We start from the raw sequence: 22782 nt of genomic DNA, 5'->3' as shown, positions 1-22782 counted from the left end.
GCCGCACGCCCAGCGGAAACCTGGATCCGCCGAATACCCCAGGAGGACTTCCGATGGCAACCACTGGCAAACTAGAATTCCCTTGTGTGACAAGGAAATTCTGGAGGAATGGTGCGCATTGCCGGTAAAAGTGCCGTCGCGGGAGGCGTGGCCTTCGTGGCGCTGCTCGGCACCCCCGTCCCGGGGACGGCGGTCGCCGAGCAGTGCGCGAACCCGACGGGCACCTACACCGCGGCCGTCCCGTGGGGACAACGGCTGATCGATCCCGCGCGGATCTGGCCGCTCTCTCGCGGCACCGGCCAGCTCGTCGCGGTGATCGGCACCGGAGTCGACGGCCGCAACGGCCAGTTCGCGCCCGGTCAGCTCGTCGGCGGCCAGGGCACGGAGGCCGAAGACTGCGACGGCCGGGGCACGATCGCCGCCGGGATCGTCGGCGCGCAACCGGATCCGTCCACCACGTTCGCCGGGATCGCGCCGGGCGTCAAGATCCTCCCGATCCGCTACACCCAGGTGAACGGCGGCGGCGACCCCGGGCAGCTCGCGTCCGCCATCGAGACCGCGCTGAACCGCGGCGCCGGGATCATCCTGATCGCCGTCCCGGCCGCTTCCGACGGGCCCGCGCTGACCGGCGCCGTCTCGCGCGCCAGGGAGAAGGGCGCGCTGATCGTCTCTCCCGCCGCGGGGACGCAGCAGGGCCAGACGTCCTATCCGACCGCGACCCCGGGCGTGCTCGCCGTGGGTTCGACCAACCAGGCCGGCGAGGCGGTGCAGACGGAATCCGGTGCCTACGTGGGGGTTTCGGCGCCCGGCGCCGAACTGGTCAGCACGTCGGCGGGCGCCGGCGGGACCGTGGCGCACCGGTGGCCGGTGAGCGATCCCAGCCTGGCCGCCGCGCACGTCGCCGGTGTCGCGGCGCTCGTGCGCGCGTATCACCCGGAGTTGTCGCCGGAGCAGGTCGTCGCCCGGCTGACGCTGACCGCGCACCGCGGTCCGGGCGGGGGACACGATCCCCGGCGGGGCTGGGGCGCGATCGATGCCTACGCGGCCGTTTCCGCCGCCATCCCGCCCGGTACACCCGGTCCGGGAGGGCCGCCGAGCGTCGGCCCGGACACCTACGTGGTCCCCGCGGCCGCCCCCGCGCGAGCGAACGCGGACAAGGTCGCGGGCGTACTCGCCGTCGTCGGGGTGGCCGTCGCCATCGCGGCGGGAGTGGTGGTGGCCGCGGCCCGGCGGGGCAAGCGCCGGGGCTGGCGGCCTTCGCGTTTTCGCGCCTCGTGAGCGGCAGCGGAGTACTGGGGGACACCACTGCCGCTCACGAGGTCTTTTTGCGACCCCCGGGGTTCTAGGGGACGGATACGCAGGCTGTCGAGCCCACGATGGCCACGCCGTCTCCGGCGCGGGAGACGTGCACGTTGAAGTCGGCGCCGTCGCGGCTGAACTGCGCGATCAGCTCACGCGGGTTGCTGCGGTCGCGCGCCCGCCAGCCCTGGCTTTCCAGCAACGGCAGGACGACGTCGACGAGCTTGCGGACCGCGTCGGACGCGTCGTCCACGCGGAGGCCGTACTGCCAGCAGAGCAGCCGCCCCGGCTGGGTCGGGTCGCAGTCCAGTTCGCCTTCCACGGTGCGCTCCGCGCTGGTGCCGAAGGTGCCCGCGACGCCGTCGATGACCGCTGTCAGATCCTCGGCCAGCGGGTCGAGTTCGGTGTTCCTGGTGATCATGACCAACCCCTCACAGGCCTCGGCCGACGCCTTCGACGGCCATCTCCCGCAGCGAGCCGCTCGTGAAGCCCTCGTTCGTGAGCGGTCCGCCCGTGATCACACCGTAGATGTTGTTCCACGAATCCGAACCGGGCTTGAGCACCCCGCTGTGGGAATCCATGCCCCACTGCAGGTCGCCGTTCGCGTCGCGGCCGGTTTCCAGTTCGACGACGCCGGGGAAGCGGTCGGGGTCCGCTCCGTGCCCGGCGCCGAGCCATTCGATGAGGCCCGCGTTGCCCTGCGCGACCACGATCGGGTCGAAGGGGGCCGTCATGGAGTATCGCTGCACACCGGCCTGGCTGGCCGGAAGATCGTCCGGACCCCAGATCCCGTGCCCCATGCCCGCGGATTCGACGTGCAGCACCTGGTCGGCCCGGAGCCCGAGCTGCTCGGCGAGCCCCACGGTCGCGCCGCCGTAGCTGTGCCCGACGGCGGTGACCACGACGCCGGGGCCGGCGTGGCTGTCGATCTGGCCGCGCAGTTCGTCGCCGAACGCCTTGAGTTCGGGCGCCATCGTCTGCGCGTAGTGCGCGGCGGGGCCTTCGGTGATCACGTTCTGCGGGAAGACGCCGTCGGCCCAGACCACCATCGCGGTCCGTCCGGTGGCGTCCGCGGCGACCAGGCTCTTGCCGAGGTCGGCGTAGCTCTGGAAGTTGTCGAACGAGGTGTTGACGCCCGGGACGAACAGCCCGACGTTGCGGGTGCCCGGTTCGATTCGGCCGACCAGTTCGGCGATACGCCCGTTGCCGGATGGATCGAATCGGAGGATCTGTCGGTCATTGGCGATGATGTCCTCGTACAGCGCGACGCGGTTGCGCGCGTTCGCGATGTCGTCGGCATTTCCGCCGTGCGCCAAGAGGTTCGCGAGCCGCTCGCGCTCCGACGTCAGCGCGTCGGAGACCTTGGTGCGGTTCTCGGCGATCGCCGCCGCCCACTGCCCGGTGTCGGCCGCGCCGCCGACGCCCGCCGGATTCCCGGCCTTGGGCAACGGGTTCTCCGGCATCAGGGCGCGGTACGAGGCGGCGACCTGGACGTCGGCGCGCCGGTAGCCGCCCGCCGCCGCGCTGAGACCCTGGTGGATCACCGTGGCCTTGGTGAGCTGGCCGTCGAGTTTGCCCGCGACGTCCTTGATCGTCTTGGTGAACGTGGCCGAAGCCGCGCTGGAGGCCGAAACCTGGCCGAACGCGGTGGCGGGGACGTTCTCACCCGCGAGCGCGGTCTGCGCGGTCTTGAGCACGCCGGCGCGCTGTTCGAGTTCGGCCGCCGCCGCTTCGAGCCTGGAGGGGGCGACTCGGTAACCGCCCGCACTGGATGCCATCACCGAGCCGCCTCTCCTGTTCTGTTCTTCTCAGGGAAAAAATCAGTACTGTTCGGATTCTTCGCCGAGCACGGCGGGAGCGACCGGGGACGACTGACCCCAGACGTTCTCGGTCTCCACGAGCCACGGCGGGATCCGGCGCCCGGAGCCCATGTCGCCGCCCGCGCCCATGCCCATCGGCATCATGGGCATCATCGGCATCGCGCCCTTGGCCGCCGCCGCGCCCGCGGCACCGGCTGCTCCGCCCGCCAGCCCGCTCATCGCGCTGCCCGAGGAACCGTCGCCCGCCAGACCGGAGAACGCGGCCGGTGCCTCGCCGGGGCCGGAGAACCCGCCGCCCGCGCCGATCGCGCCGCCGTCCAGCGAGGGCGCTCCGCCACCGCCGATCGGGATGCCGCCACCGGCACCGCCCGCGGTCGCGCCGGCCGCACCGGCGCCACCTCCGGCGGCGTCACCGTTCTTGTCCTTGCCGTCGTTCGGGTTCTTGCCGTTGGCCCAGCCCGGGACGCGCGGCATGATCGAGCCGAACCGGCCGAACGCGGCGGCCGAGGCCGCGGCGAGACCGGCGGTGAACATGTCGCCGAACAGCGGGTTCGACTTGGGAGGCTGGGGCTGCCCGGTGGTGGGCGGGGAGGAGCCGTCCGACGGCAACGGGTGCGTGTTGTCGCCCGGCAGCACCCCGACGCCGGGCGTCCCGCCGATGTTGTTGCCGATGGAGCCGCCGCCGGGGGCCGTGCCGCCACCGGTGACCGGCGGCGGGGCGACGGCGTTCGGCGAGGCCGGAATGGACTCTTCGGCCGTGGAGTACTCGCCGGCGAGCTGGGTCATCACCACGATCGCCTTGCTGTGCGCCGCGTTGGCCGCGCCCGCGGCCTGCTGCTGCGCCTCGACGTTCGAGATCGCCTGCTGCCGCTGCTGCGCGGCGGCGATGACCGTCGCCTGCGACGAATCCGGGGGCAGCAGCGGCGGGTTCACGGCCAGCGCGAGGTCGGCGGGGGAGACGTCGGGCACCGCGACCGGCGGCGGCATCTCCTTCTTGGCCTTCACCAGCGCGTCCGCCGCGTCCTCGAGGAGGTGGTTCATCGCGTGCGCGGTCTGGGCGACCTTGCGGATGCCGCCGACCAGGTCGGAGATCATCGTGTGGTACTTGTCGGCGGCGCCGCCGGTCCAGCTGCCGGAGAAGTCCTTCAGCTCGCCGGTCAGGTTCTCGGCCTGTTCGAACAGCCCGGAGCCGGTGGACTGCCATTTGTGGGCCGCGTGCCGTGCCGTGTTGGGGTCGCCCGCCTGCAGCATCGCGTAGAGCTGCTGGTGCGAGTAGGCGGCGAAGTTCGTGTGCGCGGTGCTGGTCATCCCTTGTTCCCCCCGCCGTTCGAGCCGCTGTTGCCACCCAGCACCCCGCCGAGGACGTTGAGCAGGGGATCGAGCAGCCCGGTCTGCTGGCTGGAGTGGTTCATGTCGCCCGCCACCGATTCGTCGGCCGCGGCGTAACCGTCGGCGACGGTCGTGGTGACGTCCTGCGCGAAGGTGATCGCACCCTTGACCTGGTCCAGCAGGCCCTGCATCTCGGCGACCGCGGCCTTGTGCGCCTTGTCGAGGGAACCCGCCTCCCCGAATTCGCCGAACAGCAGCGGCTGCTCGCCCAGGGTCAGCAGGAAGTCGTTCGGCTTGGACATCGCGTGGATCTGGGTCTCCAGTTCCCGCACGAAGTCCTTCAGTGATTCCAGATGGACGTAGTACGACTGGTCTTGCATTGATCCCGGCTCTCTCGTGATCGGCCATGCCTACAAGGGACGACTACGCGCAAAGCCGGCCGGCCGGTGCCGAGGGGGGTGAAAGCACCGGCCGGCCGACGGATGGGGACTCAGCCGGCGAACAGCCCTTGGTTACGGTTCTCCAGGCTGTGCTGGATATCGTGGGCGTCGCCGACCTTGCCGCCGAACTGCGCGATGATCGCCACGATGTCCGCGGTGGCCTGGCGCAGGCGGGTTTCAGACGCACGGGCGGCCTCACCGGCGGAGCTGCCGGAGGCGTACCAGGTCTGGGTGATCGGCTGCAGGTTGGTGTGCAGCTGTTCGAGCTGGGAGGTGAGCGCCTTCGCCTTGGCGGCCAGCGAGGCCGAGCTGTGCTGCAGCGCGGCGAAGTTGATTTCGACGACGTCAGCCATGATTGGTGGTCCTCTCGCGGATCAGGGGTTGAGCCGGTGGATCACGGTCTGGTCGACGGTCCCGCTGACCCCGGTCAGGCTTTCCCGGACCTGCTCGTCACCCGAGTTGTAGTTCCGGTTGCTTTCGTGGACGAGGCGCGACATCGTGTTGAGCTCGTTCACGGCGATGGTCATCTTCTCCTGCAGGCGGCGCTGCAGGTCCCAGAACGCGACGGCCTGGTCACCCTTGTAGTTGTGCAGGGTCTGGGTCAGCTCGCTCTCCAAGCTGGCCATCGTCGTTTTGGCGTTCGACGCGGTTTCCTCGAACCCCTGGACGGCGCGCGCCATCGCAGCTGCGTCTGCCTGATATCCCGTACCGGTCATGGATGGGCCACCTCCTCTCATCTCGCTGGAAATCCCGGTGAGCACCAGGGGACGCCCTGTCTGCTCTTGTGAAGGACACGCTAGAAAAGAGGCGAGTGTGGTCAAACGGCACAACTGCCGGTCAGGGTGACGGCACTATTACCCACAGCTCGGGGGTAGGGCCTTCCCCACCTTCGATCCGGGGGAGTACTCCAGTGTTCGAAGTGGAGCCTCCCGGCACCCTCTAATCCATGGTGGACAAGGGATCCAGGACGGTACTACATCGCCCGTTGATGATCTTGGCGGCGGCGATGGCGGTGCTCGGGACGATCGCGCTCGGCGGTCTCGTTTTCGACGATCGCAGCCTCGTCAACGCGCCCATTTGGCTCAAGCCGCTCAAGTTCACGATCTCCGTGGGGCTCTACGCGGTGACACTGGCCTGGCTGATCGGACAGCTGACCAAGGGGCGGCGGCTGGGCTGGTGGCTCGGGACGGTGTTCGCGGTCGGCCTCGGCCTCGACATGGCGCTGCTGTTCTGGCAGGTCATCGTCCGCGGCCGGACGCTCCACTTCAACCAGGAGACCCCGGCCGACCAGTGGATCAACAACATGGTCGCGAACGGCGCCTTCACGGGCTGGGCAGCGACGGCGGCGATCGCGGTTCTCCTGCTGTTCCAACGTCTTCCTGACCGGGCGATGAACTCCGCGTTACGCGCGGGTGCCGCGTTGTCGGTCGCCGGCATCGGGATCGCGCTGCTGATGTTCGGGCCGAACGAACAGCAGTCGGCCCAGTTCCGCTCCGGGGAGAAGCCGTCGATCGTCGGCGCCCACGCGGTCGGTGTGCCCGACGGCGGTCCGGGACTGCCCGTGGTGGGCTGGAGCACCGTCGGCGGGGACATGCGGATCCCGCATTTCGTCGGGATCCACGCGATCCAGGCGCTGCCGCTGGTCGCCTACGGTCTGCTCGTGCTCGCCCGGCGGTATCCGGTGCTCGAATCGGAATTCGTGCGGCGGAATCTGGTCCGGACCGCTTCGGTGGGTTTCGCGGGATTGCTCGTGCTGCTCACCTGGCAGGCTCAGCGGGGACAGTCCATCGTGCACCCGGACTTCTGGACGCTGGTCACGGGCGCCGGGATCATTGCCGTCGTGGCGGCCGGTTCGATGTTTTCGCTGCGGGTTCCGAGGCCGATGCACCAGCTGACGTGATCTTCACCGTATCTCCGCGAAATCCACTCGGGACTTCCCTCGCGATCGGATAGTTTCCGGGCGATGAAGGGGGCAAGCGTGACTGGAACGCGGACTTATCGGCGGTTTTCGGGCAGACGCGCGGGCGTACTGGTCACCGCGGCGGTACTGAGCGGTGGGGCGGTGCTGCTCGGCGGGGTGGCTTGTTCGTCGGGGTCCTCTCCCGACGCGGCCGCTCCGGCGGCACCCGAGGCGTTCGGTCCGGCGGGGTATCGCGGGCTGACCTTGGGGATGGCCAAGGACGCCGCGCTGGCGGGCGGGAAGCTCGCCTCGGCGCCGACGTCCAATTTGGACGGTTGTACCGATTTCTCCTACACCGGCGGCCCGGCACCCGACCCGGCGCGGATGAAGGCTGAGGCCGACGTCGAAGCCAAGGCCAAGGATCTGAACAAGAAGGCCGACGAACTCGAGGCCGATCCGGAGTCGAAGCCGGGCGCGTCCGCGGAGGAAAGCGCCAAGTCGGCGGAGAAGTCCGCCAAGGACGCTCTGCTGTTCGCCGACGCCGCGCAGGCGTCCGCAGATCTGGCGGGCAAGCGGGAGGAACGCGACAAGGCGTTCGTGGCCGCCGGTGGTGCCTCCTTCGGCAAGGACGGGCTGCGTGAGCTCGCCGCGCCGTCGGACGCCAAGACGGCCGAGGGGATCGGTGCCGGTTCGTCGTTGGCGGAACTCAAGACGGCCTACGACGCCAAGGGGATGAAGACCGGCGACAACGGCCGGTTCCAGGTGCCTGTCGACGGGAAACCGGACTGGGTCTACGAGTTCACCGTCGCGGGGGACAAGGTCGGCTCGGTGTCGATGGTCAACCCGAAGGCTAAGTGCGCCTGAGTTTCGTGGCGTGGACGACGAAGGTCACGAATACTGCAAGGTCTTTCTTCAGGTGAAGGAAGACCTTGCGGTCGATTTCTTGACCGGCTTGCTGGGTGTGCGAGACCGGCTCGGGGTGTTCTCCTTGCCGGAGGCGATCGTGGACGTCTCGCAGAACCCCGACAGGGGCAGTGTGTGACTACGAAGACGAACTGCCATGGCAGCGTGGAATCGGGCGGCTGGAAACGTGAAGGCGATGGGGCCGTTCGCGTTCGAACGACCCCATCGCCTCAGTGTCAGACTCCCGCGGTGGTGCGGATCCAGCTGCGGCTCGCCGCGACGCTGGCGTAGTTCTGGGTGCCCTGCGGGTTCGTGCCGGAGTTGCTGCCGGTCGAGCAGACGCCGACCTGGACGCCGCCCGAGAGCTGCGGGCCGCCCGAGTCGCCGTGCCAGGCCGAACCGTTGACGCCGACACTGGCGATGGCCTGGCCGCCGTACGCGTCGCTGCTGGTTCCGGTGATGCGGACGTTGGCCGTCTTCAGGACGCTCGACGGCGGGTTGTTGCCCTGCGTGCGACCCCAGCCGTAGATCTGGTTGGTGGTGCCGCTGGACGGGTTCGCGGTGCCGAGCTTCATGTACGTCGTGCTGACCGCGGTCGTGAGGTGCAGCAGCGCGATGTCGCCGCTCGGGGCGGCTTTCTGCTGGTCGACGTCGGCTTCGGTGCCCTGGTTCAGGTTCACGTTGCCGACCTTCACGTGCATGCCGGGCTTGTTGAGGCAGTGCTTCGCGGTGAGGACCCACTGCGGGGCGATGATCGTGCCGGAGCAGTTGAAACCGCCGAACGCGGTGGCGTCGTCCCAGTAGATCTGGGCGCCCCACGGCGCGGAACTCACGGTGCCGCCGCCGATGATGTCCTGGCCCGCGTTCGCGGCGGGGGTGGCGGCAAGGGTCAGCGCCGCGGCGGCGCCGGCCACCGTTGCGACGATCTTGGACATACGCATGAATACGCCCTTCGGCCTGCGTCGGGGAGTTCGTTTCGACTTGAAACGGTTTCACCAAGTTAGGCGGCGGTAAGGGCTTTTGTAACCTACCGAAGTCGGTAAGCGTTGCGAGGAAAGTATTGGGCCGTCCGGGTCGGGGCGGTCGGTGTCTGATTGGGATCGTGACGCCGGATCGTGAGGCTGGGGTATTTCGGGCGGATTCTCCGATTTCTCCGGGAAGGTGTTTCTTGGCGCGGTGGTTCCGCGTTGGCCGATCGAGCCGCCTAGGGTGTGGTGGGTGACGACTCGGGTGATCGTGCTGAACGGTGGGTCCAGTTCGGGTAAGTCGGGGATCGCCCGATGCCTGCAGGCGGTGCTGCCGGAGCCTTGGCTCACTCTCGGCGTCGACACCTTGATCGACGCCATGCCGTCCACTGTCGACGACGGGATCGACTTCTCGAGCGACGGCGGGGTGAACGTCGGCTCCGGGTTCCAACGTCTCGAAAACGCGTGGATGGCCGGTGTCGCGGCGATGGTGCGGTCAGGTGCGCGGGTCATCATCGACGACGCGTTCCTGGGCGGTGCGGAATCGCAGCGGCGGTGGCGTGAGGCGCTGGACGGGCTCGAAGTGCTGTGGGTCGGGGTTCACTGTGACGGTGTTGTCGCCGCCGGACGGGAGATGGCGCGAGGGGATCGGGTCGCGGGGATGGCGGAGGCACAGGCCGAAGCCGTGCATCGGGGTGTGGTGTATGACTTCGAGGTGGATACGGGGCTGAACGAGGCTTTGGTCTGTGCGCGGGAGATCGCCGCACGGGTCGAGTGAGTAGTTGGGCGAACCGCACGTCTACCGCCAAGAGGAACCGACCAGCGCAATCGTCCCTGGGCTGGTGTTTTGATTTCAGGGTCCCGGAATGATTGCTCAGCACGACTATCCGCGTGCGGGTGCGCCTGCGCTCACAGCTCGGAATTGCCGTGTAATGCAGTAAGCGCGGTCAGTCGGCTGGAGTGTCGTCCTCTGGTTCTTCGCGTGGTTCGTGGAGTGGCTCCGGTGTCGCGTGGTAGGTGTGCCCGGTGGGAGTGGTGATGGTCGTGCCGCCGTTGCCGGTGGGTGTGGTGGTCCAGCCGGGTTCTTCTTTGAGCAGGTTGTGAATTTTGCAGTTGCCGTGGCAGTTGTGGTGATTGGTTTTGCCGTCGCGGGCCCAGCCGGTGATGTGGTCGATTTCGGAGAATTCCGCGGGGCGGTGGCAGCCGGGGTGGGTGCATTCCCGATCCCGTGCCTTGATCAGCCGGGCGAGTGAGGCCGGTGACCGGTAGGTGCCGGCACTGGCTTCGAGCAACTGCCCTGTCGCCGGATCGGTGATCAGCCGAGACCAGGTCGAATCGGGGTCGGAGGAGATCTCCCGCACGAGCCAGTCGGGGATGGGCCCGTATCCGGCGAGGATCGCTGGATCGTCGCGGGCACCGGTCAGAGTCAGGAAGTCGACGTAGACGTGGATGTGCGCGCGGGGTTTGCCGTGTCCGTCTTCGGCGAGGAGGCGTTCGGCGAACACGTCGGCGCGGTGCTGCTCGAGGGTGCGGGCTTTGTCCTGGTTGCGGCGTGTTCGTGCGGCGCGGCTGATCGAGGCGTAGATCGAGGAGGCCACTTCGGACGGCAGGAAGCCGGAGAGAGTGGACATGGTCTCGTCATCGTGTTCCAGCGAGATGTGCCGTCGGGCGCGTTTCTTCTCTGCTCGTTCCCGGTAGCCGTCGGGGTCGAATTTCTGTACCGCGTAGTTGACCGACCCGCGGATCGCGGCGGGGTCACGCTCGGCGAGCCGGGTGGCCATGAACGCGTCCACCAGTGCGGCGACGTCGTCGGAGACTTCCCGGGTCAGCTGGGTGACCTTGGACGCCTTGAACAGATCGATGTCACCCTTTTCCAGTGCCGCCAGCGTGTTCGGCAGCCGAGCCACCAGAGCACAGGACACTTCCAGTAGCAGGGTGGCGCGGTTGCGAGAGACCGAGAAGCACAAAGCGACCTCCTCGGTCACCGATCTTCGGGAACCACCCACCGCGACGAACTCGGCCAATGCATGAACCTGACGGCCCTGCGCCTGGCGAAGCAACACCTCCTCGTCGTAGGCGGCATTGAGAACACGAGCGGCTTTCGGGTTGAAAGCAAGAGTTATGGTCATGCTCAAGATCATACTCGAACATGAGTTCGATCACCATTGGATCAGTGACCGGATTTACGCGGAGAGTGAACGGGCGGTTATGAGCCTATTCGTCACCCATCGCCGACGACCTGATCAGTCATTCGCATCGAGCCGGGACAGCGTCCGATACGTCGCGAAGGAGATCTTCGACGTGCTGCCCCAGTGCGAAGCGATGACGAGGTCGCGGGCCGGGTCGATCCAGAGCAAATGCTGGTCGGCGTTGCCGCGAGCGCAGCGCCCGGTCGGCGGAGCGGTCGGGAAGACCGTCCACCGGTCGTTGAGCCACCAGAGGTAGCCGTAGTCGGCGTTGTGGGGGCAGGGCCGCCAAGTGCGGTCGCGCCAAGCGGCACTGAGCAGGTGGCCACCGTCGCCGAGGTAGAGCCCGCCGAGCAGGGCGAGATCGTCGGCGGAGATCCAGAGGCCGCCTCCCCAGTGTGCGCCGCCGCTGACCACGGGGACGTCCATGTCGCCGATCGTCGTGAACGAGTTGTGGTAGCCGTGCCACGACCAGGTACTGGACGCGCCGAGCGGGTCGAGGACACGATCGCGCAGCACCGTGGGCAGCGCTTGCCCGAAAAGACGGGTGAGGGCCAGGCAAAGCAGATTGACGCGGACGTCGTTGTAGGTCCAGCCGGACCTCGCTGGCGCGTCCGCCGTCCCGCTGTCGCCGTCCGCCCAGGCCGGCTTGCCCCAGAGTTCGCCGTCCCATTGGCTGGTTTGCTGCAGGAGGTGATGCCAGGTGATCCCGTGCGCGCCCGCCGGTTCCGGGAGCGCCACGGGCCGGTGGAGGTCGGGTATCAGTCCCAGGTCGAAAGCGACTCCCGCGACGGTGGACACGACGCTTTTCGTGACGCTGTAAGCCATTTCAGGAACACTGGGATCACCCCAGGAGGCGATGCGCTCTCCATGGTGAATGATCACGCCGCTGGCGCCGGACGCGGGCAGCAGGGGACCGATCGCCTCCCGGTGCGAGCTGTCCCGCACCTGACCCGCCAGGTAGGCGGCCATGTTCTCGATGCCCGGCGTGACCCGCTCGCACTGTGCCGCCGCGGCCGCGTGAACCGCGGGCAGATCGAGTGGCATGGCTCCGAGAGTAAACCGATCCCGGTTCAGTCCTCCACGGGTTTCGTCCAAGCCACCTGGACCAGCCCCGTCCCATGCCTCCGCGAAACCAGCACGCCCCGCCCGGCAGGCTGCGGCCCCGGCTTCACGTCCCCGAGCAGCGCACCCTCTTCCCGCGACCCGGACATCACGAGACCAGGCGACCCCAGTTCGCGAATCCGTTGCAGCACCGGCTCGAACAGCGAACGCCCGGCCCCGCCGCTCCCGCGCGCGAGGACGAGGTGCAGGCCGATGTCCCGTGCCTGCGGCAGGAATTCCAGCAGCGGCAGCAACGGGTTCCGGCCCACGGTCGCGACCATTTCATAGTCGTCGACGAGCACGAACAGCTCCGGTCCCCGCCACCACGACCGGTTCCGCAACTGCTCGGGCGTGACATCCGAACCCGGAAGCCGGTTCCGCATGGCCTGCTGGCACTGTTCGATCAGCCCGGTCAGCGCGGTCTCGGAACCCGCGTAGCCCAGCAGATGCGACTCCGGCACCGCGCCGAGCAGCCCTCGCCGGTAGTCGGCGACGATGATCGCGGCCTCTGTCGGCGAATACTTCGAAGTGATGCCTTGCGCGATCGCGCGCAGGAGCGAGCTCTTTCCGGATTCCACATCGCCGAAGGCCACGAAATGCGGTTCGGTGGCGAAATCGAGGTACACCGGACGCAGATTCGATTCCGCGATGCCGAGCGTGACCTGTTTGCGCGGTCCGGCCTCCAGCGAGTCGAGAGGGATCTCGGGCGGCAGCAACCGTACGGCCGGAGCCGGCTTTCCCTTCCAAGCGGCGGAAATCCGCCGGTTCAGATCCAGGCCGCCCGCGCCGACGGTGTCCGGCCGCTGATCCGAATCGATCCGCGGGAGCGCCGCGAGGAAGTGCAGTTTGTCCGCGGTCAGCCCGCGACCCGGCCGGTCCGCCGGGACGTTCTGCGCGATCTTGCGGTCGATCAGCGAGTCCGCCGGTTCACCCAGCCGCAGTTCGAATTTGGTGCCGATGGCGTCGCGCAGCGGCGCCCGCATGCCCATCCACTGGTTGATCGAGACGACGACGTGGATGCCGAAACCGAGCCCGCGCGAAGCCAGGCTGGTGATCTGCTCCTCCAGCTGCTCGTATTCCTGCCGGATCGTGGTCCAGTTGTCCACGAACAGGAAGACGTCGCCGAATTCGCGGCCCTCCGTGCTCTCCTTGAACTCCGAACGCCGCTGGCGGAACGTCGTGATCGACTCGATCCCGTTGGCGGAGAAGAACTCCTCACGCTGTTCGAGCAGGGTCGTCAGTTCCGCGACGACCCGGCGGCAGCGCTGGGCGTCGCGGCGCGTCGCGTAGCCGGACACGTGGGGCAGCCCGGCGATCGGCGCCAGCGCGCCACCACCCATGTCCAGGACGAACAGCTGGACCTCTTCCGGCGTGTGGGTGAGCGCGAGCATCGCGGCGATGTCCCGCATCAGCGTGCTCTTGCCGCTCTGCGGCGCCCCGACGATCAGCGCGTGCCCGGCGGCACCGGAGAAATCGGCCCACAGCATGTCGCGCCGCTGCTCGAACGGCTTGTCCACCAAGGCGACCGGGATCATCAGCTTGCCGTTCCCGCCCCAGCCCAGCGGGCACAGACCGCGGGAAGCGTCCTCGCCGAGCGGTGGCAGCAGCTGATCCAGCGTGGGCGGTTCGGCCAGCGGCGGCAGCCAGATCTGGTGCGCTTCCGGGCCTTTGCCTTCGAGCCGCGAGATCATCGCGCCGATGATCGTCTCACCGGTGCCCTTTTCGACCGGTTCCTCCGCTTCGACGGTCACCGGGATCTCCACCGGAGCCAGCGTGAACGGCATCAACCCCAGACTGCGGCCGTCCTTGCGCACGATCTTGCTGCGCGGCGGCAGCTCCCCCGAGACGTACGCGGCCTTGAGCCGGATGAGGGTGTCGTTGTCGGACTTCAGATACGCCGAGCCCGGCACGGGCGGAAGCTGGTAGGCGTCCGCGACCCCGAGCACCGCACGGCTTTCCGACGCGGAGAACGTCCGCAGGCCGATCCGGTACGAAAGATGCGAATCCAGCCCGCGCAGCCGTCCTTCCTCCAGTCGCTGCGACGCCAGCAGCAGGTGGATCCCGAGACTCCGCCCCAGTCGTCCGATCGCGACGAACAGGTCGATGAACTCCGGCCGCGACGACAGCAACTCGCTGAATTCGTCGATGATCACCAGCAGCGACGGCATCGGCCGCAGGTTGACGCCGGATTCCCTGGCCTTTTCGTAGTCCCGCACCGACGCGTAGTTCCCGGCCGCGTGCAGCAGCTCCTGACGCCGCAACAGTTCGCCGTTCAGCGCGTCCGCCATGCGGTCGACCAGCGCGAGATCGTCGGACAGGTTGGTGATGACGGCGCAGGTGTGCGGAAGCCCGGTCATCCCCGCGAACGTCGCGCCACCCTTGAAGTCGATGAGCGCGAGGTTGAGCTTTTCCGACGAATGGGTGACGGCGAGCGCGGTCACCAGCGTCCGCAGCAACTCGCTCTTGCCGGACCCGGTCGCGCCGATGACCAGCCCGTGCGGGCCCATCCCGCCTTCCGCGGACTCCTTGAGGTCGAGGTCGACCGGCCTGCCTTCGGGATTGATGCCCAGCGGGATCCGCAACCGGTCCCGCGCCGAACGTGGCGCCCAGGTGACCTCGGTGTCGGTGTCGCGCGGGTCGCCGATGCCGAGCAGCCCGGCCAGCCCGAACGTCGCCGACATCGGCGCTTCGCTGACCACCGCGGCCCCCTGGAACAGCGGCGTCAGCATCCTGGCCAGCGCTTCGGCGGCCCCGCGGTCCAACGTGTCCGGGGTGCCGAGGAACCCGAGCCGCTGCTCGCTCCCGTCGCCGACGACCATCCCGAGTTGTTCGGGGCTCATGTGCAGGCTCAACAGCCGTTCGGACGAAACCGACCGCGGCTGCTCCGCGCCGATCTCCACCACCGTGACGCCGAGCCTGCCTTCTTCGGCGACGAGCCGCGGGTCGGCGAGGGTGTGCCCGCCGTCCACGATCACGACGATATGCGGCAGGTCCAGCCGGGAATCCGGCCGCCGGGTGAACGCGGGCCGGTCGCCGAGGTCGGGGCCGAGGAGGTCGGCGAGCTTCCCGGAGTCGGCGTCGACGAGCCGTCGCGGACCGGCCGCGTCGGCGGCGGTGGAGGCGACGTGCGGCAGCCACTTCGCCCATTCCCAGTCGTGCAGCCGGTCGTCCTTGACGCACAGCGCGATCCGCAGGTCGCCGGGTGAATGGAAAGTCGCGAGCTGGGTCAGCATCGCCCGCGCCGTCCCGAGCGTGTCCGGACGGCGGCCGGACAGACTGACCTGCGCGAACGACCTCAGCGAGACCGCGACCGGGAGACCGTCGACCGTCGAATAGGTCCGGATGAAGTGCTTGAGGTTCGTCGAGCACACCGGGTCGAGGTCTTCCAGCGGCACGGTTTGCGGCGCTTTCAACGGCGTCGCGAGCCGCTGCGGCCCCGTCCCGACGCGCACCTGCCCGAACTGCGAGTCGGACCGGCGGCGATCCCACAGCTTGCCCGTCTCGATGTACGCCCAGAGATCCGCCGGATCGGGCTGCAACGCCGCCATGGCCGCGCGCTGGTTGTCCGCGATGTCGCGGACCTGACCGCGCAAACCGGTCAGATAGCGCTGGTAGTCCCGGCGCTCTTCGTTGATCTGCGCCTTCTTCGCCGCGCCGCCGCGGCCGAGCGACATCACCACCATGCCCGCCATCGCGGTGAGGAACAACGCGCCGAAGATGTAGGTCATCACCCCGCCGTCGCGTCCGATGTAGACGAACGACATGGCGCCCATGCCCAACATCATCGGCATGAACATCAGCAGTTGCATGGCTCCGCCGGAGGAGCCCTTCGGCAGCATCGGCGGGGACTGCAGGACGATTTCACCGGGCTGCTCGCCCAGGGCCGGCATGCGGTCGCGAGTGGCGCTCATCAGGGTCTTTCTGGCCGCGTGTGGGTAATCCTGCCGATCATTCTGGCCACTCGTGCCGCCGTTGCGGTGGGTACTTTTGCCGTCCGCTCGCGTCTGGTGGCGAACTTACGCTGCTGGTCAACGCAGACGTGGGGGAACGAGAAAAGGAGAACCATGGTCGGCACGGGCGAGTACCGGGCGGAGCCCGAGGCCATGCGCTCGGCGGTCGGGAACCTGGGCGGCATCATCATGCAGGGCATCAATGTCGTCGGCGACCTCGAGCGCACCGTCCTGCAGCCGATGTCGTTCGCCACGTTCGGCAGTGCGGTGGCGGCCGCCAACACGGCCATGCAGAGCCAGCAGGTGGTCGCGGTCCGCACCCTCCTGCAACTGCTGCAGCAGATCAACGGCTTCATCAAGAGCAGCGCCGACGCCTACCAGGCCGCCGACGAGGCGGTCGCGGGCGGCTACGGAGGCCGTCCCGGTGGCGGCGCGGGATCGACCTCGTCGATCTGGGGGAACTCGCACGCGTCCGAACTGGCGACGCTGGCCATCAACGACAGCGCCGGGAGCAACGGCGAGCCGTCGTCGGTCGGCAATGTGCTGCGCTACCTGGGGGACGCGCGGCTGGGCCAGCTCGGCGACCACCCGATCACCGACGCGCGGTTCCACGGCGTCTCGGACTTCAACGACTGGCTGGCCGGTGACGCCGACAACCAGGCGCGGGTCGGGGTCATCGAGGTCTACGCCGGTACGGCACGCAACTTCGGCGACGTGCCCGGCGGGGTGCACAGCGGCGACGTCGTCGTGGTCGAACCGCTCCTGTTCTCCGACAACAAGCCGGTCATCGCCATCGCCGGAGAGGGCGGACTGCTCTACAACCACGGACTCGTCGAAGCGGACATCAACGGCCTGGCGAAGGTCAGCGTCTACCGCCCGGCTTCCGTCTGACTTCCGGCCTGAGGAGCGACATGCTGACTTACCCGAATTCCAGCGCGATGGACGCGACAGCGTCCTCGGGCGGGCCGATCACCATTCTGCCGCAGATCCTCACCGGTCAGCCGGAGCAGATCGCGAAGCACGTGCTCGAGGTGCTCAAGAAGGCCAACGAGTTCCTCACCATGTACAACGAGGTGACGAAGGCCGCCGAGCAGCTGAAGAAGATCTGGTCCGGTGGCGCTTCGGACTCGGCGATGAAGAAGATCACCGACTCCCTGAACTCGCTGACCAAGATCGTCCAGGTCGTGCAGAAGGGCGCGGAGCTGCTCGGCATGGCCGGGACGCTGATCAAGACCGCCCAGGCCGCCTACAAAGCGGTGGTCTCGGCGGTGAACCCGACGGTCGCCGGACTGATGTCGAATCCGTGGACCTACGGCGCCGCCGTCGCGCTTTCCACCGCCACCAGTGCTTCGCTGCGCGCGTTCATCACCGCGATCGGCGCGCTGCTGAAGGCGCTCGGCGTCGTCGACCTCGCCAACCAGATCACCCAGATCGCCAACATCATCGGCGAGGTTCAGAAACTGTTCGGGCACAGCGATTCCGGCAACGGCTCGGCGGGCAACGCGGCCATCTCCGGCACCCCGGTCACGAACCCGCAGGCGCCGGGTTCGGTCGCCAGCGGCGCGGGACAGGCCGCTGTCGGCGGTTCCGGTGGCGGCGCGGGCGGAGGCGCGAGCGGTGGTTCCGGTGGTGGCACGAATCCGGGCGAGACGCCGCCGTTCACCCAGTACCGGCCGCCCGCGCTGGGCGGCAACGGCGCCCAGGGCAACTGGCCGGGCGGCGCCGACTCCTGGATCCCGGTGGACAGACCGTCCGGTGGCGGCTCGGGTTCCGGCTCCCTGCCGGGCGCGGGTGCGGGCATGGGCAACGGGAACACGGTCACCATCACCACCGACCTGAGCACCGGGAAGTCGACCGTTCAGGCGCCGGGCGGTCAGGACATCGATATCGACATCGACATGAACTACGGCGGCAAGCACTTCGAACAGCACATCGACATCGATGCGGGAGCCGATTCACCGGCGAAGGGCAGGTAAACCGTGTCGGGGAGCGGTGTGGTCGACGCGTCGGGCGTCGTCAGCTCGATCTTGTCGAATTACCGGCGGCTCGTGGTCGAGTACCAGCGGCGGGTCACCGGCGACCCCTCGGCGCTGAACGCGTCCGCCCAGCGGTGCGGCGAGCGGGCGTCGACGGTTTCGGGCCGGGCGGACGAGATCGGCAAAGCGGCGAAGGCGCTCAACGCGTCTTGGGAAGGTGACGCCTACATCGCGTTCGCCACGGCCGCGGCGAAACTGAGCCAGGAACTCGGTGAGCTCGGCGCCAAACTGAGCGACCAGTCGAACCGGCTGCGGGCGGGCGCGCAGGCCCTGCAGGGCGCGAAGTCCTGTGTGGACTCGATCCTCGCGCAGTTCGACCAGTACGCCGCGCAACTCGTCAGCCAGGCGCGGACGGCGAACGCGAACGCGGTCAACGCGTTCATCTCCGCCGCCCGCCAGCTCGGCGAGCGCGCCGCGCAGGCGGCACAGGAGATCGCCGACGAGCTGAGCGAGGAACTCGCGCGGCTGTTCCCGCCGGAGGGCGCCGGCCGGATCGAGCACGAACTCGGCAAATGGGGCCGCGGCCCGTTGTACTGGCTCAACGGTGAAGCGCTCGACGGCCGCAAGCGCCCGCGTTCGCATCCTTCCTGGTTCGGCAATTCCGGCTGGAAGAAGCTCACCTGGGACGGTCTCGAAGGCACGCGCGCGCCGCGTGCCGGCGACACCCCGTTCGGCAGGCCGAAGCCGGAGGGCCTGCGCGACAAGGCCTGGGGCAACACCGAGATCACCTATGCCAAGTGGAAGCAGGAGCAGGACGGTTTCACCCCGGGGTGGGACGCCAAGGTGTCCTCGCAGGGCTGGGATCTCAAGGCGTCCGGCCACGCCGAACTCGCCGCCTTCAAGGAAGAGGTCGAAGGCAAGAAGGAATGGGGCGTCGCTTCGGGCAGCGCCAAGGGGACCGCGTTCGTCGGCGGCGAGGTGAACGGTTCGCTCCAGGCGGGCGCGCACGGTGTCGGCGTGCACGCCAACGCCTTCGTCGGGGGTAAGGTCGAAGGCGAGCTCGCGGCGGACGTGGCCGGGGTGGGCGTCGGCGCGAGCGGCACCCTCCAGTACGGGATCGGCGCGCAGCTCGACGGTCAGGCGGTCTACGACGCCGGGCACATCAAGGTCAACTTCAAGGCGGGTGTCGCACTCGGTCTCGGTGCCGGGATCGGCGCGAAGATCGACATCGACCTGCCGAAGATCGCGGACACCGTCGGCGAGTACGGCGGCGCGGCCGTCGACGCGGTGAGCGGTGCGGCGGGCCAGGCGGCGGACGCCGTCGGCGAGGCGTGGGACGACGCGGTCTCCTACGTGGGCACCTGGTGACGGGATGAGTGAAATGGCGACGCAGGACCGGATTTCCCTCCCGCTCGGATTCGACATCCCCGACGGCTGGGTGCCGGTCGAACCCGCGTCGGTCGGCGCCGAGGGCGCGGTCTTCGTCGCCGTGCACTCCGTCCCGGACGCGGAGTTCACCCCCAACATCACCTTGAGCGTCGGGCAACGGCCGGACCAAGCGCAGATCACCGACATCGCCGACGAGGCCGTCGAACGGCTCGGCCGGACCATGGCGGCGCTCGAAGTGGTGCGGCGCAAGGTGATCGGCACCGGGCTCGCGCCCGGGGTGACACAGGTACTGCGCATCCGCACCGGCGAAGGACAGGATCTCGTCCAGACGCAGGTGCAACTGACCGTGCCGGGCGCGAGCCCGGCCGAACGGCTGATCCTCGAGATCGCCTGCACCGCAACGCCCGAGGCGGCCCGCCGTCTCGGTGACGACTTCCGGCGGTTCGTGGGCAGTGTCCACGTCCGGCGGGATTTCACCGCAGATGAAGGAGAAGACTCGTGACCACCGACCCCTACGCCATGCCGGACATGGACGAGCTGCTGGACCAGGTCCGCAAGCAGACCGAAGAGGTGCAGCGCATCCAGCGTTCGGTCGAGGCGATGGAGGTCAAGGCGCACTCGCGGCAGAACGAGGTCACCGTCGTCCTGCGCGGTGACGGCCGGTTCACCTCGATCGACATCGACCCGCGCGCGCTGCGCCAGTACGACGCGCGCAACCTCTCGGAGATCGTGCTGGAGGCGGTCAACAACGGGCTGCAGAAACTGGCCGAGGCCAGCAGCGCCAAATTCGCCCCGGTCATCGAGTCCGCCAAGTCGATCGAAGCATGACGGCCGCGATCGCGGGCTCCACCCGCCGCGTCACGGTGGTGACACCGCGGGCGCGGGTCGATGTGGCGCTGCCGCAGCAGAGCACGTTCGCCGAACTCGTCCCGCAGCTCGTGCGGCTCGCGGGTGCTTCGGGGCAGGCGTCGGCCGAGCATCCCGGCTGGGTGCTTTCCCGGCTCGGCGGTGCCCCGCTCGCGCTCGGGCTCACGGTCGCCGCGGCCCAAGTGCGTGACGGAGAAGTCCTCCACCTGACCCCGCGGGAACGCCCGCGGGGTCCGCTGCTGTTCGACGACGTCGTCGATTCGATCGCCAGCGTCGCCGAGTCGGGCACCGGTCGCTGGGGACCTTCGGTGGCGCGCAAGGCGGGCATCGTCGCGTCGGTGGTGCTGCTGCTCGCCGGTGGCCTGCTGGTGCAGGCGGCGGCGTCGGGCAGTGTGCTGGCGCCGATCGGGACCGGGCTGCTGGCGCTCGTGCTGGTACTGGGCGGTGGCGCGCTGAGCCGCGCGTACGGCGACGCGGAGGCCGGTGCCGCCGGTGCGCTCGCCGGGGTCGGCGCTGCGCTGCTGGCCGGGATGTCGATCCTGCCGCCGCATCCGTTGTTCTCCTTGTCGGCGGGACCGCTGGCCGCCGGGCTCGCCGTGGTGACCGTGTACGGCGTGATCGCGGCCGTTTCGGTGGCGGACCGGCTGCCGTGGTTCGTCGCGGTGACCGTCTCGGCCGGACTCGGCGCGATCACCACCGCCATCGTCCTGCTGGCCGACGTGCGCGCGGTTTCGGCGGCCGCCGTGGTCGCCGTCGTGGCGACGGGGCTGGCCGCGGTGGCGCCGATGATGGCGCTGCGGCTCGGCAGGCTGCCGTTGCCCCGGGTGCCCGACGACATGGACGCGTTCCGTGCCGACGAGAACCCTTCGCTCGGCGAAGACATGGTCGGCGGGACGACCTACGCGCAGGCGTTGCTCACCGGGCTGCTCGTCGCGCTCGGGCTCACCGTGGTCTCGGCTTCGGTGGTCCTGGCGTCTTCAGGCGGGGCTTGGGAAGCGGGCCTGTGCGCGCTGCTGGGGTTGGCGCTGATGTTGCGCTCGCGCGCGTTCGCCGGCCGCTCACAGCGGCTCGTGCTCATCGGTTTCGGCGCGGCGGCCCTGGCGGCGGCCGGTTTCTGGCTCGCCGCGGGCGGGCCGCGGTCGTTCGTGTTCGGCGCGGGCTGTGCCGTCGTCGTCGCGGCGTCCGTCTGTCTCACGTACGCGACGCGGGTCGCGAAGGGACGCCGTTCTCCTTACTGGGCAAGGACTCTGGACATCGTCGAGTTCCTGGTGCTGCTCTCGCTGATCCCGTTCGTCGGTATGATCGCCGGGGTCTACGAGGCCGTCCGGGGCTGACCCCGGTGTCCGTCCCTCTATGCGTTTAGTCCTCTAGTTGCGGTACTTGCGCTTGGCAAGGACCGCAACTAGAGGACTAAACGCGTTTACGTCCGTGAAGGATTCCTTCCCTACCCTCAGAGAGGAAAGGAATCCTTCACGGACAGTCCCCTCAGTTCTCCAGGGCCAGCGGCAGGGTCCGCCGGACCGCCGCCGCGTGCCGTCCGTGCAACGGGGTCACCGCGATCCCGTCCGGCCGGGCCGTCTCCGCTCCCGGCCGTCCGCCGACCCGGATGGTCACTTCGGACTTCTCCCGTCCGCCAGGGGTCCGGTGCAGCGTGTACGAAGTCGCGGTGAACGCGGAGCCGGGCACGTGAAGATCCAGCGTCCGCGCGAGATCCCGCTCCGTCCGAGGCCGGTAGCAGACCTGCGAAGCGCCGCCCCAGTCCCACGAACGCCAGCCGTTCACCGGCGCGTCCTGTCCACTTCCGATCGCGACGCGCAGTTCCTCCGCCACTTCACCGGCTTCGAGCACGGTGCTTTCGAAACCGGCTTCGGCCAGCGCGCCCATGAGCGACAGCGCCGCGCAGGCGGTGCTCCGCAGCGCGCCGAGTTCCCCGCCGCCACGGGCGAGCGCCGCGATCGGCGCGTCTTCGGGCCGGTACCGGACGGTGAGCCAGCGGACCCGGAGCACCGACTGTCCATTGGGGACGGTCCAGGTCAGCAGTTGCGCGCTGGACAACGGGATCCCGGTACTCGCGTAGGCCTCGCGCAGAATGCCGACCAAGGCGTCCGGACCGGGTGACATCGCGCCGGGCTTGAGCCGCACGATGGCGCTCCAGCCGTCGCGGACCTCGGCGACACCGAAGCGGTTGCCCGCGCGGTCGACGTGCTGGCGCACCCGGACGGGACCGGCGAGCCGGTGCAGCGGGTCGGGGACCTCGTGCTTGTCGCGGCGCTTCAGCCGGTATCCGGCCCACGTGAGCAGCCAGCCCGCGGCGTGGCGTCCGGCGAAACGGACCGACGTCGTCAGCACGAGGACGCCGGCCGCGGCGATGATGCCGATCCACGCGGCCTGGGGGAGCCCGTCGATGGTGAGCGCCAGCAGGATCGCGATCCCGGCGATCTCCCACAGTGCCGCCTGGAGCGGCCGGATCGGCAGCAGCCAGGGCAACGGCGCCGCGCCCGCGGGGCCGCGAGCCGGGGCCGGGCGGGGTGTCCCCACCGCTGGGGCGTCAACCGACAACGAATTCCCCTCCTCCGTGCACGTGCACGACGGTAGTGGGCTCCCGCGCGGGGGAGGGCGTAAAAATTACCCTCACCGTCAAGCGGGTCGGAACC

22 protein-coding genes are annotated in these 22782 nt (G+C 69.1%); 11 read left to right on the top strand and 11 right to left on the bottom strand.

From position 1 onward, the window contains the following. Positions 1-108: 108 nt before the first annotated feature. Positions 109-1278: a S8 family serine peptidase gene (locus ACZ5IK_RS34980; RefSeq protein ID WP_465491596.1), complete on the top strand. Its 1170-nt coding sequence runs from the start codon at positions 109-111 to the stop codon at positions 1276-1278. 64 nt (positions 1279-1342) lie between these two features. Here ACZ5IK_RS34980 and ACZ5IK_RS34975 read toward each other — a convergent pair whose 3' ends face one another. The 6 genes from ACZ5IK_RS34975 to ACZ5IK_RS34950 form a co-directional block, all read right to left on the bottom strand. Further along, positions 1343-1720 carry a hypothetical protein gene (locus ACZ5IK_RS34975; protein ID WP_410599954.1) on the bottom strand — a complete coding sequence of 126 codons (378 nt, stop codon included), beginning with the start codon at positions 1718-1720 and terminating at the stop codon, positions 1343-1345. 10 nt (positions 1721-1730) lie between these two features. Beyond that, positions 1731-3077, bottom strand: coding sequence for an alpha/beta hydrolase (locus ACZ5IK_RS34970; RefSeq protein ID WP_465491595.1), 1347 nt, complete (start codon positions 3075-3077; stop codon positions 1731-1733). 42 nt (positions 3078-3119) lie between these two features. Next, entirely contained in the window at positions 3120-4427 is a 1308-nt protein-coding gene (locus tag ACZ5IK_RS34965; protein WP_465491594.1) for a WXG100 family type VII secretion target, read from the bottom strand. Then, on the bottom strand, positions 4424-4828 hold the full coding sequence (locus ACZ5IK_RS34960; protein WP_101609459.1) for a hypothetical protein: 405 nt from the start codon (positions 4826-4828) through the stop codon (positions 4424-4426). The genes ACZ5IK_RS34965 and ACZ5IK_RS34960 overlap by 4 nt, the downstream gene beginning before the upstream one ends. Positions 4829-4938: 110 nt before the next feature. Next, the gene (locus tag ACZ5IK_RS34955) at positions 4939-5241 is read right to left on the bottom strand and encodes a hypothetical protein (protein ID WP_076168025.1); all 303 of its coding nucleotides are present in this window, start codon (positions 5239-5241) and stop codon (positions 4939-4941) included. 21 nt (positions 5242-5262) lie between these two features. Further along, entirely contained in the window at positions 5263-5604 is a 342-nt protein-coding gene (locus ACZ5IK_RS34950) for a WXG100 family type VII secretion target (RefSeq protein ID WP_073848466.1), read from the bottom strand. Between the two features lie 230 nt (positions 5605-5834). On the opposite strand from ACZ5IK_RS34950, the gene ACZ5IK_RS34945 reads away from it, so the two are divergent. From ACZ5IK_RS34945 to ACZ5IK_RS34935, 3 genes are all read left to right on the top strand, one after another. Further along, positions 5835-6788 carry a hypothetical protein gene (locus ACZ5IK_RS34945; protein WP_465491593.1) on the top strand — a complete coding sequence of 318 codons (954 nt, stop codon included), beginning with the start codon at positions 5835-5837 and terminating at the stop codon, positions 6786-6788. Between the two features lie 78 nt (positions 6789-6866). Then, the gene (locus ACZ5IK_RS34940; RefSeq protein ID WP_465491592.1) at positions 6867-7652 is read left to right on the top strand and encodes a hypothetical protein; all 786 of its coding nucleotides are present in this window, start codon (positions 6867-6869) and stop codon (positions 7650-7652) included. A 10-nt stretch (positions 7653-7662) separates the two neighbouring features. Then, complete coding sequence (locus ACZ5IK_RS34935; protein WP_465491591.1) at positions 7663-7830, top strand: hypothetical protein; 168 nt, start codon at positions 7663-7665, stop codon at positions 7828-7830. 97 nt (positions 7831-7927) lie between these two features. On the opposite strand, the gene ACZ5IK_RS34930 is transcribed toward ACZ5IK_RS34935, so the two are convergent. Continuing rightward, a complete protein-coding gene (locus ACZ5IK_RS34930; RefSeq protein WP_174720554.1) occupies positions 7928-8626 on the bottom strand; it encodes a S1 family peptidase in 699 nt (232 codons plus the stop codon). 283 nt (positions 8627-8909) lie between these two features. Here ACZ5IK_RS34930 and cpt point away from each other — a divergent pair, with 283 nt between their 5' ends. Continuing rightward, a complete protein-coding gene (cpt, locus tag ACZ5IK_RS34925; RefSeq protein WP_465491590.1) occupies positions 8910-9434 on the top strand; it encodes a chloramphenicol phosphotransferase CPT in 525 nt (174 codons plus the stop codon). Between the two features lie 169 nt (positions 9435-9603). Here the strand turns inward: cpt and ACZ5IK_RS34920 are convergent, their stop codons facing one another. From ACZ5IK_RS34920 to eccCa, 3 genes are all read right to left on the bottom strand, one after another. Next, entirely contained in the window at positions 9604-10641 is a 1038-nt protein-coding gene (locus ACZ5IK_RS34920; protein WP_465491657.1) for an HNH endonuclease signature motif containing protein, read from the bottom strand. A 258-nt stretch (positions 10642-10899) separates the two neighbouring features. Beyond that, positions 10900-11889, bottom strand: a complete 990-nt coding sequence (locus ACZ5IK_RS34915; protein ID WP_465491589.1) for a serine hydrolase domain-containing protein — start codon at positions 11887-11889, stop codon at positions 10900-10902. Between the two features lie 26 nt (positions 11890-11915). Further along, complete coding sequence (eccCa, locus tag ACZ5IK_RS34910) at positions 11916-15857, bottom strand: type VII secretion protein EccCa (RefSeq protein WP_465491588.1); 3942 nt, start codon at positions 15855-15857, stop codon at positions 11916-11918. A gap of 153 nt (positions 15858-16010) precedes the next feature. On the opposite strand from eccCa, the gene ACZ5IK_RS34905 reads away from it, so the two are divergent. The 6 genes from ACZ5IK_RS34905 to eccD are packed head-to-tail and all read left to right on the top strand — an operon-like array spanning position 16011 to position 21462. Continuing rightward, complete coding sequence (locus ACZ5IK_RS34905; RefSeq protein ID WP_101609453.1) at positions 16011-16787, top strand: WXG100 family type VII secretion target; 777 nt, start codon at positions 16011-16013, stop codon at positions 16785-16787. A 20-nt stretch (positions 16788-16807) separates the two neighbouring features. Beyond that, positions 16808-17872 (top strand): hypothetical protein, encoded by a 1065-nt coding sequence (locus ACZ5IK_RS34900; RefSeq protein WP_465491587.1) that lies wholly within the window; start codon positions 16808-16810, stop codon positions 17870-17872. 18 nt (positions 17873-17890) lie between these two features. Continuing rightward, entirely contained in the window at positions 17891-19240 is a 1350-nt protein-coding gene (locus ACZ5IK_RS34895) for a WXG100 family type VII secretion target (protein ID WP_101609451.1), read from the top strand. Positions 19241-19253: 13 nt separating this feature from the next. Continuing rightward, entirely contained in the window at positions 19254-19763 is a 510-nt protein-coding gene (locus ACZ5IK_RS34890; protein ID WP_465491656.1) for a hypothetical protein, read from the top strand. After that, positions 19760-20089 (top strand): YbaB/EbfC family nucleoid-associated protein, encoded by a 330-nt coding sequence (locus ACZ5IK_RS34885; protein WP_233223736.1) that lies wholly within the window; start codon positions 19760-19762, stop codon positions 20087-20089. The genes ACZ5IK_RS34890 and ACZ5IK_RS34885 overlap by 4 nt, the downstream gene beginning before the upstream one ends. Next, positions 20086-21462, top strand: coding sequence for a type VII secretion integral membrane protein EccD (eccD, locus tag ACZ5IK_RS34880; RefSeq protein ID WP_465491586.1), 1377 nt, complete (start codon positions 20086-20088; stop codon positions 21460-21462). The genes ACZ5IK_RS34885 and eccD overlap by 4 nt, the downstream gene beginning before the upstream one ends. 151 nt (positions 21463-21613) lie before the next feature. Here eccD and ACZ5IK_RS34875 read toward each other — a convergent pair whose 3' ends face one another. Then, positions 21614-22666 carry a type VII secretion protein EccE gene (locus ACZ5IK_RS34875; RefSeq protein ID WP_465491585.1) on the bottom strand — a complete coding sequence of 351 codons (1053 nt, stop codon included), beginning with the start codon at positions 22664-22666 and terminating at the stop codon, positions 21614-21616. Positions 22667-22782 lie beyond the last annotated feature (116 nt).

Source organism: Amycolatopsis sp. NPDC031561 (assembly GCF_055580625.1).
The sequence above is the reverse complement of the archived record's forward strand: the minus strand, read 5'-3'. Positions and strand labels throughout refer to the sequence as shown.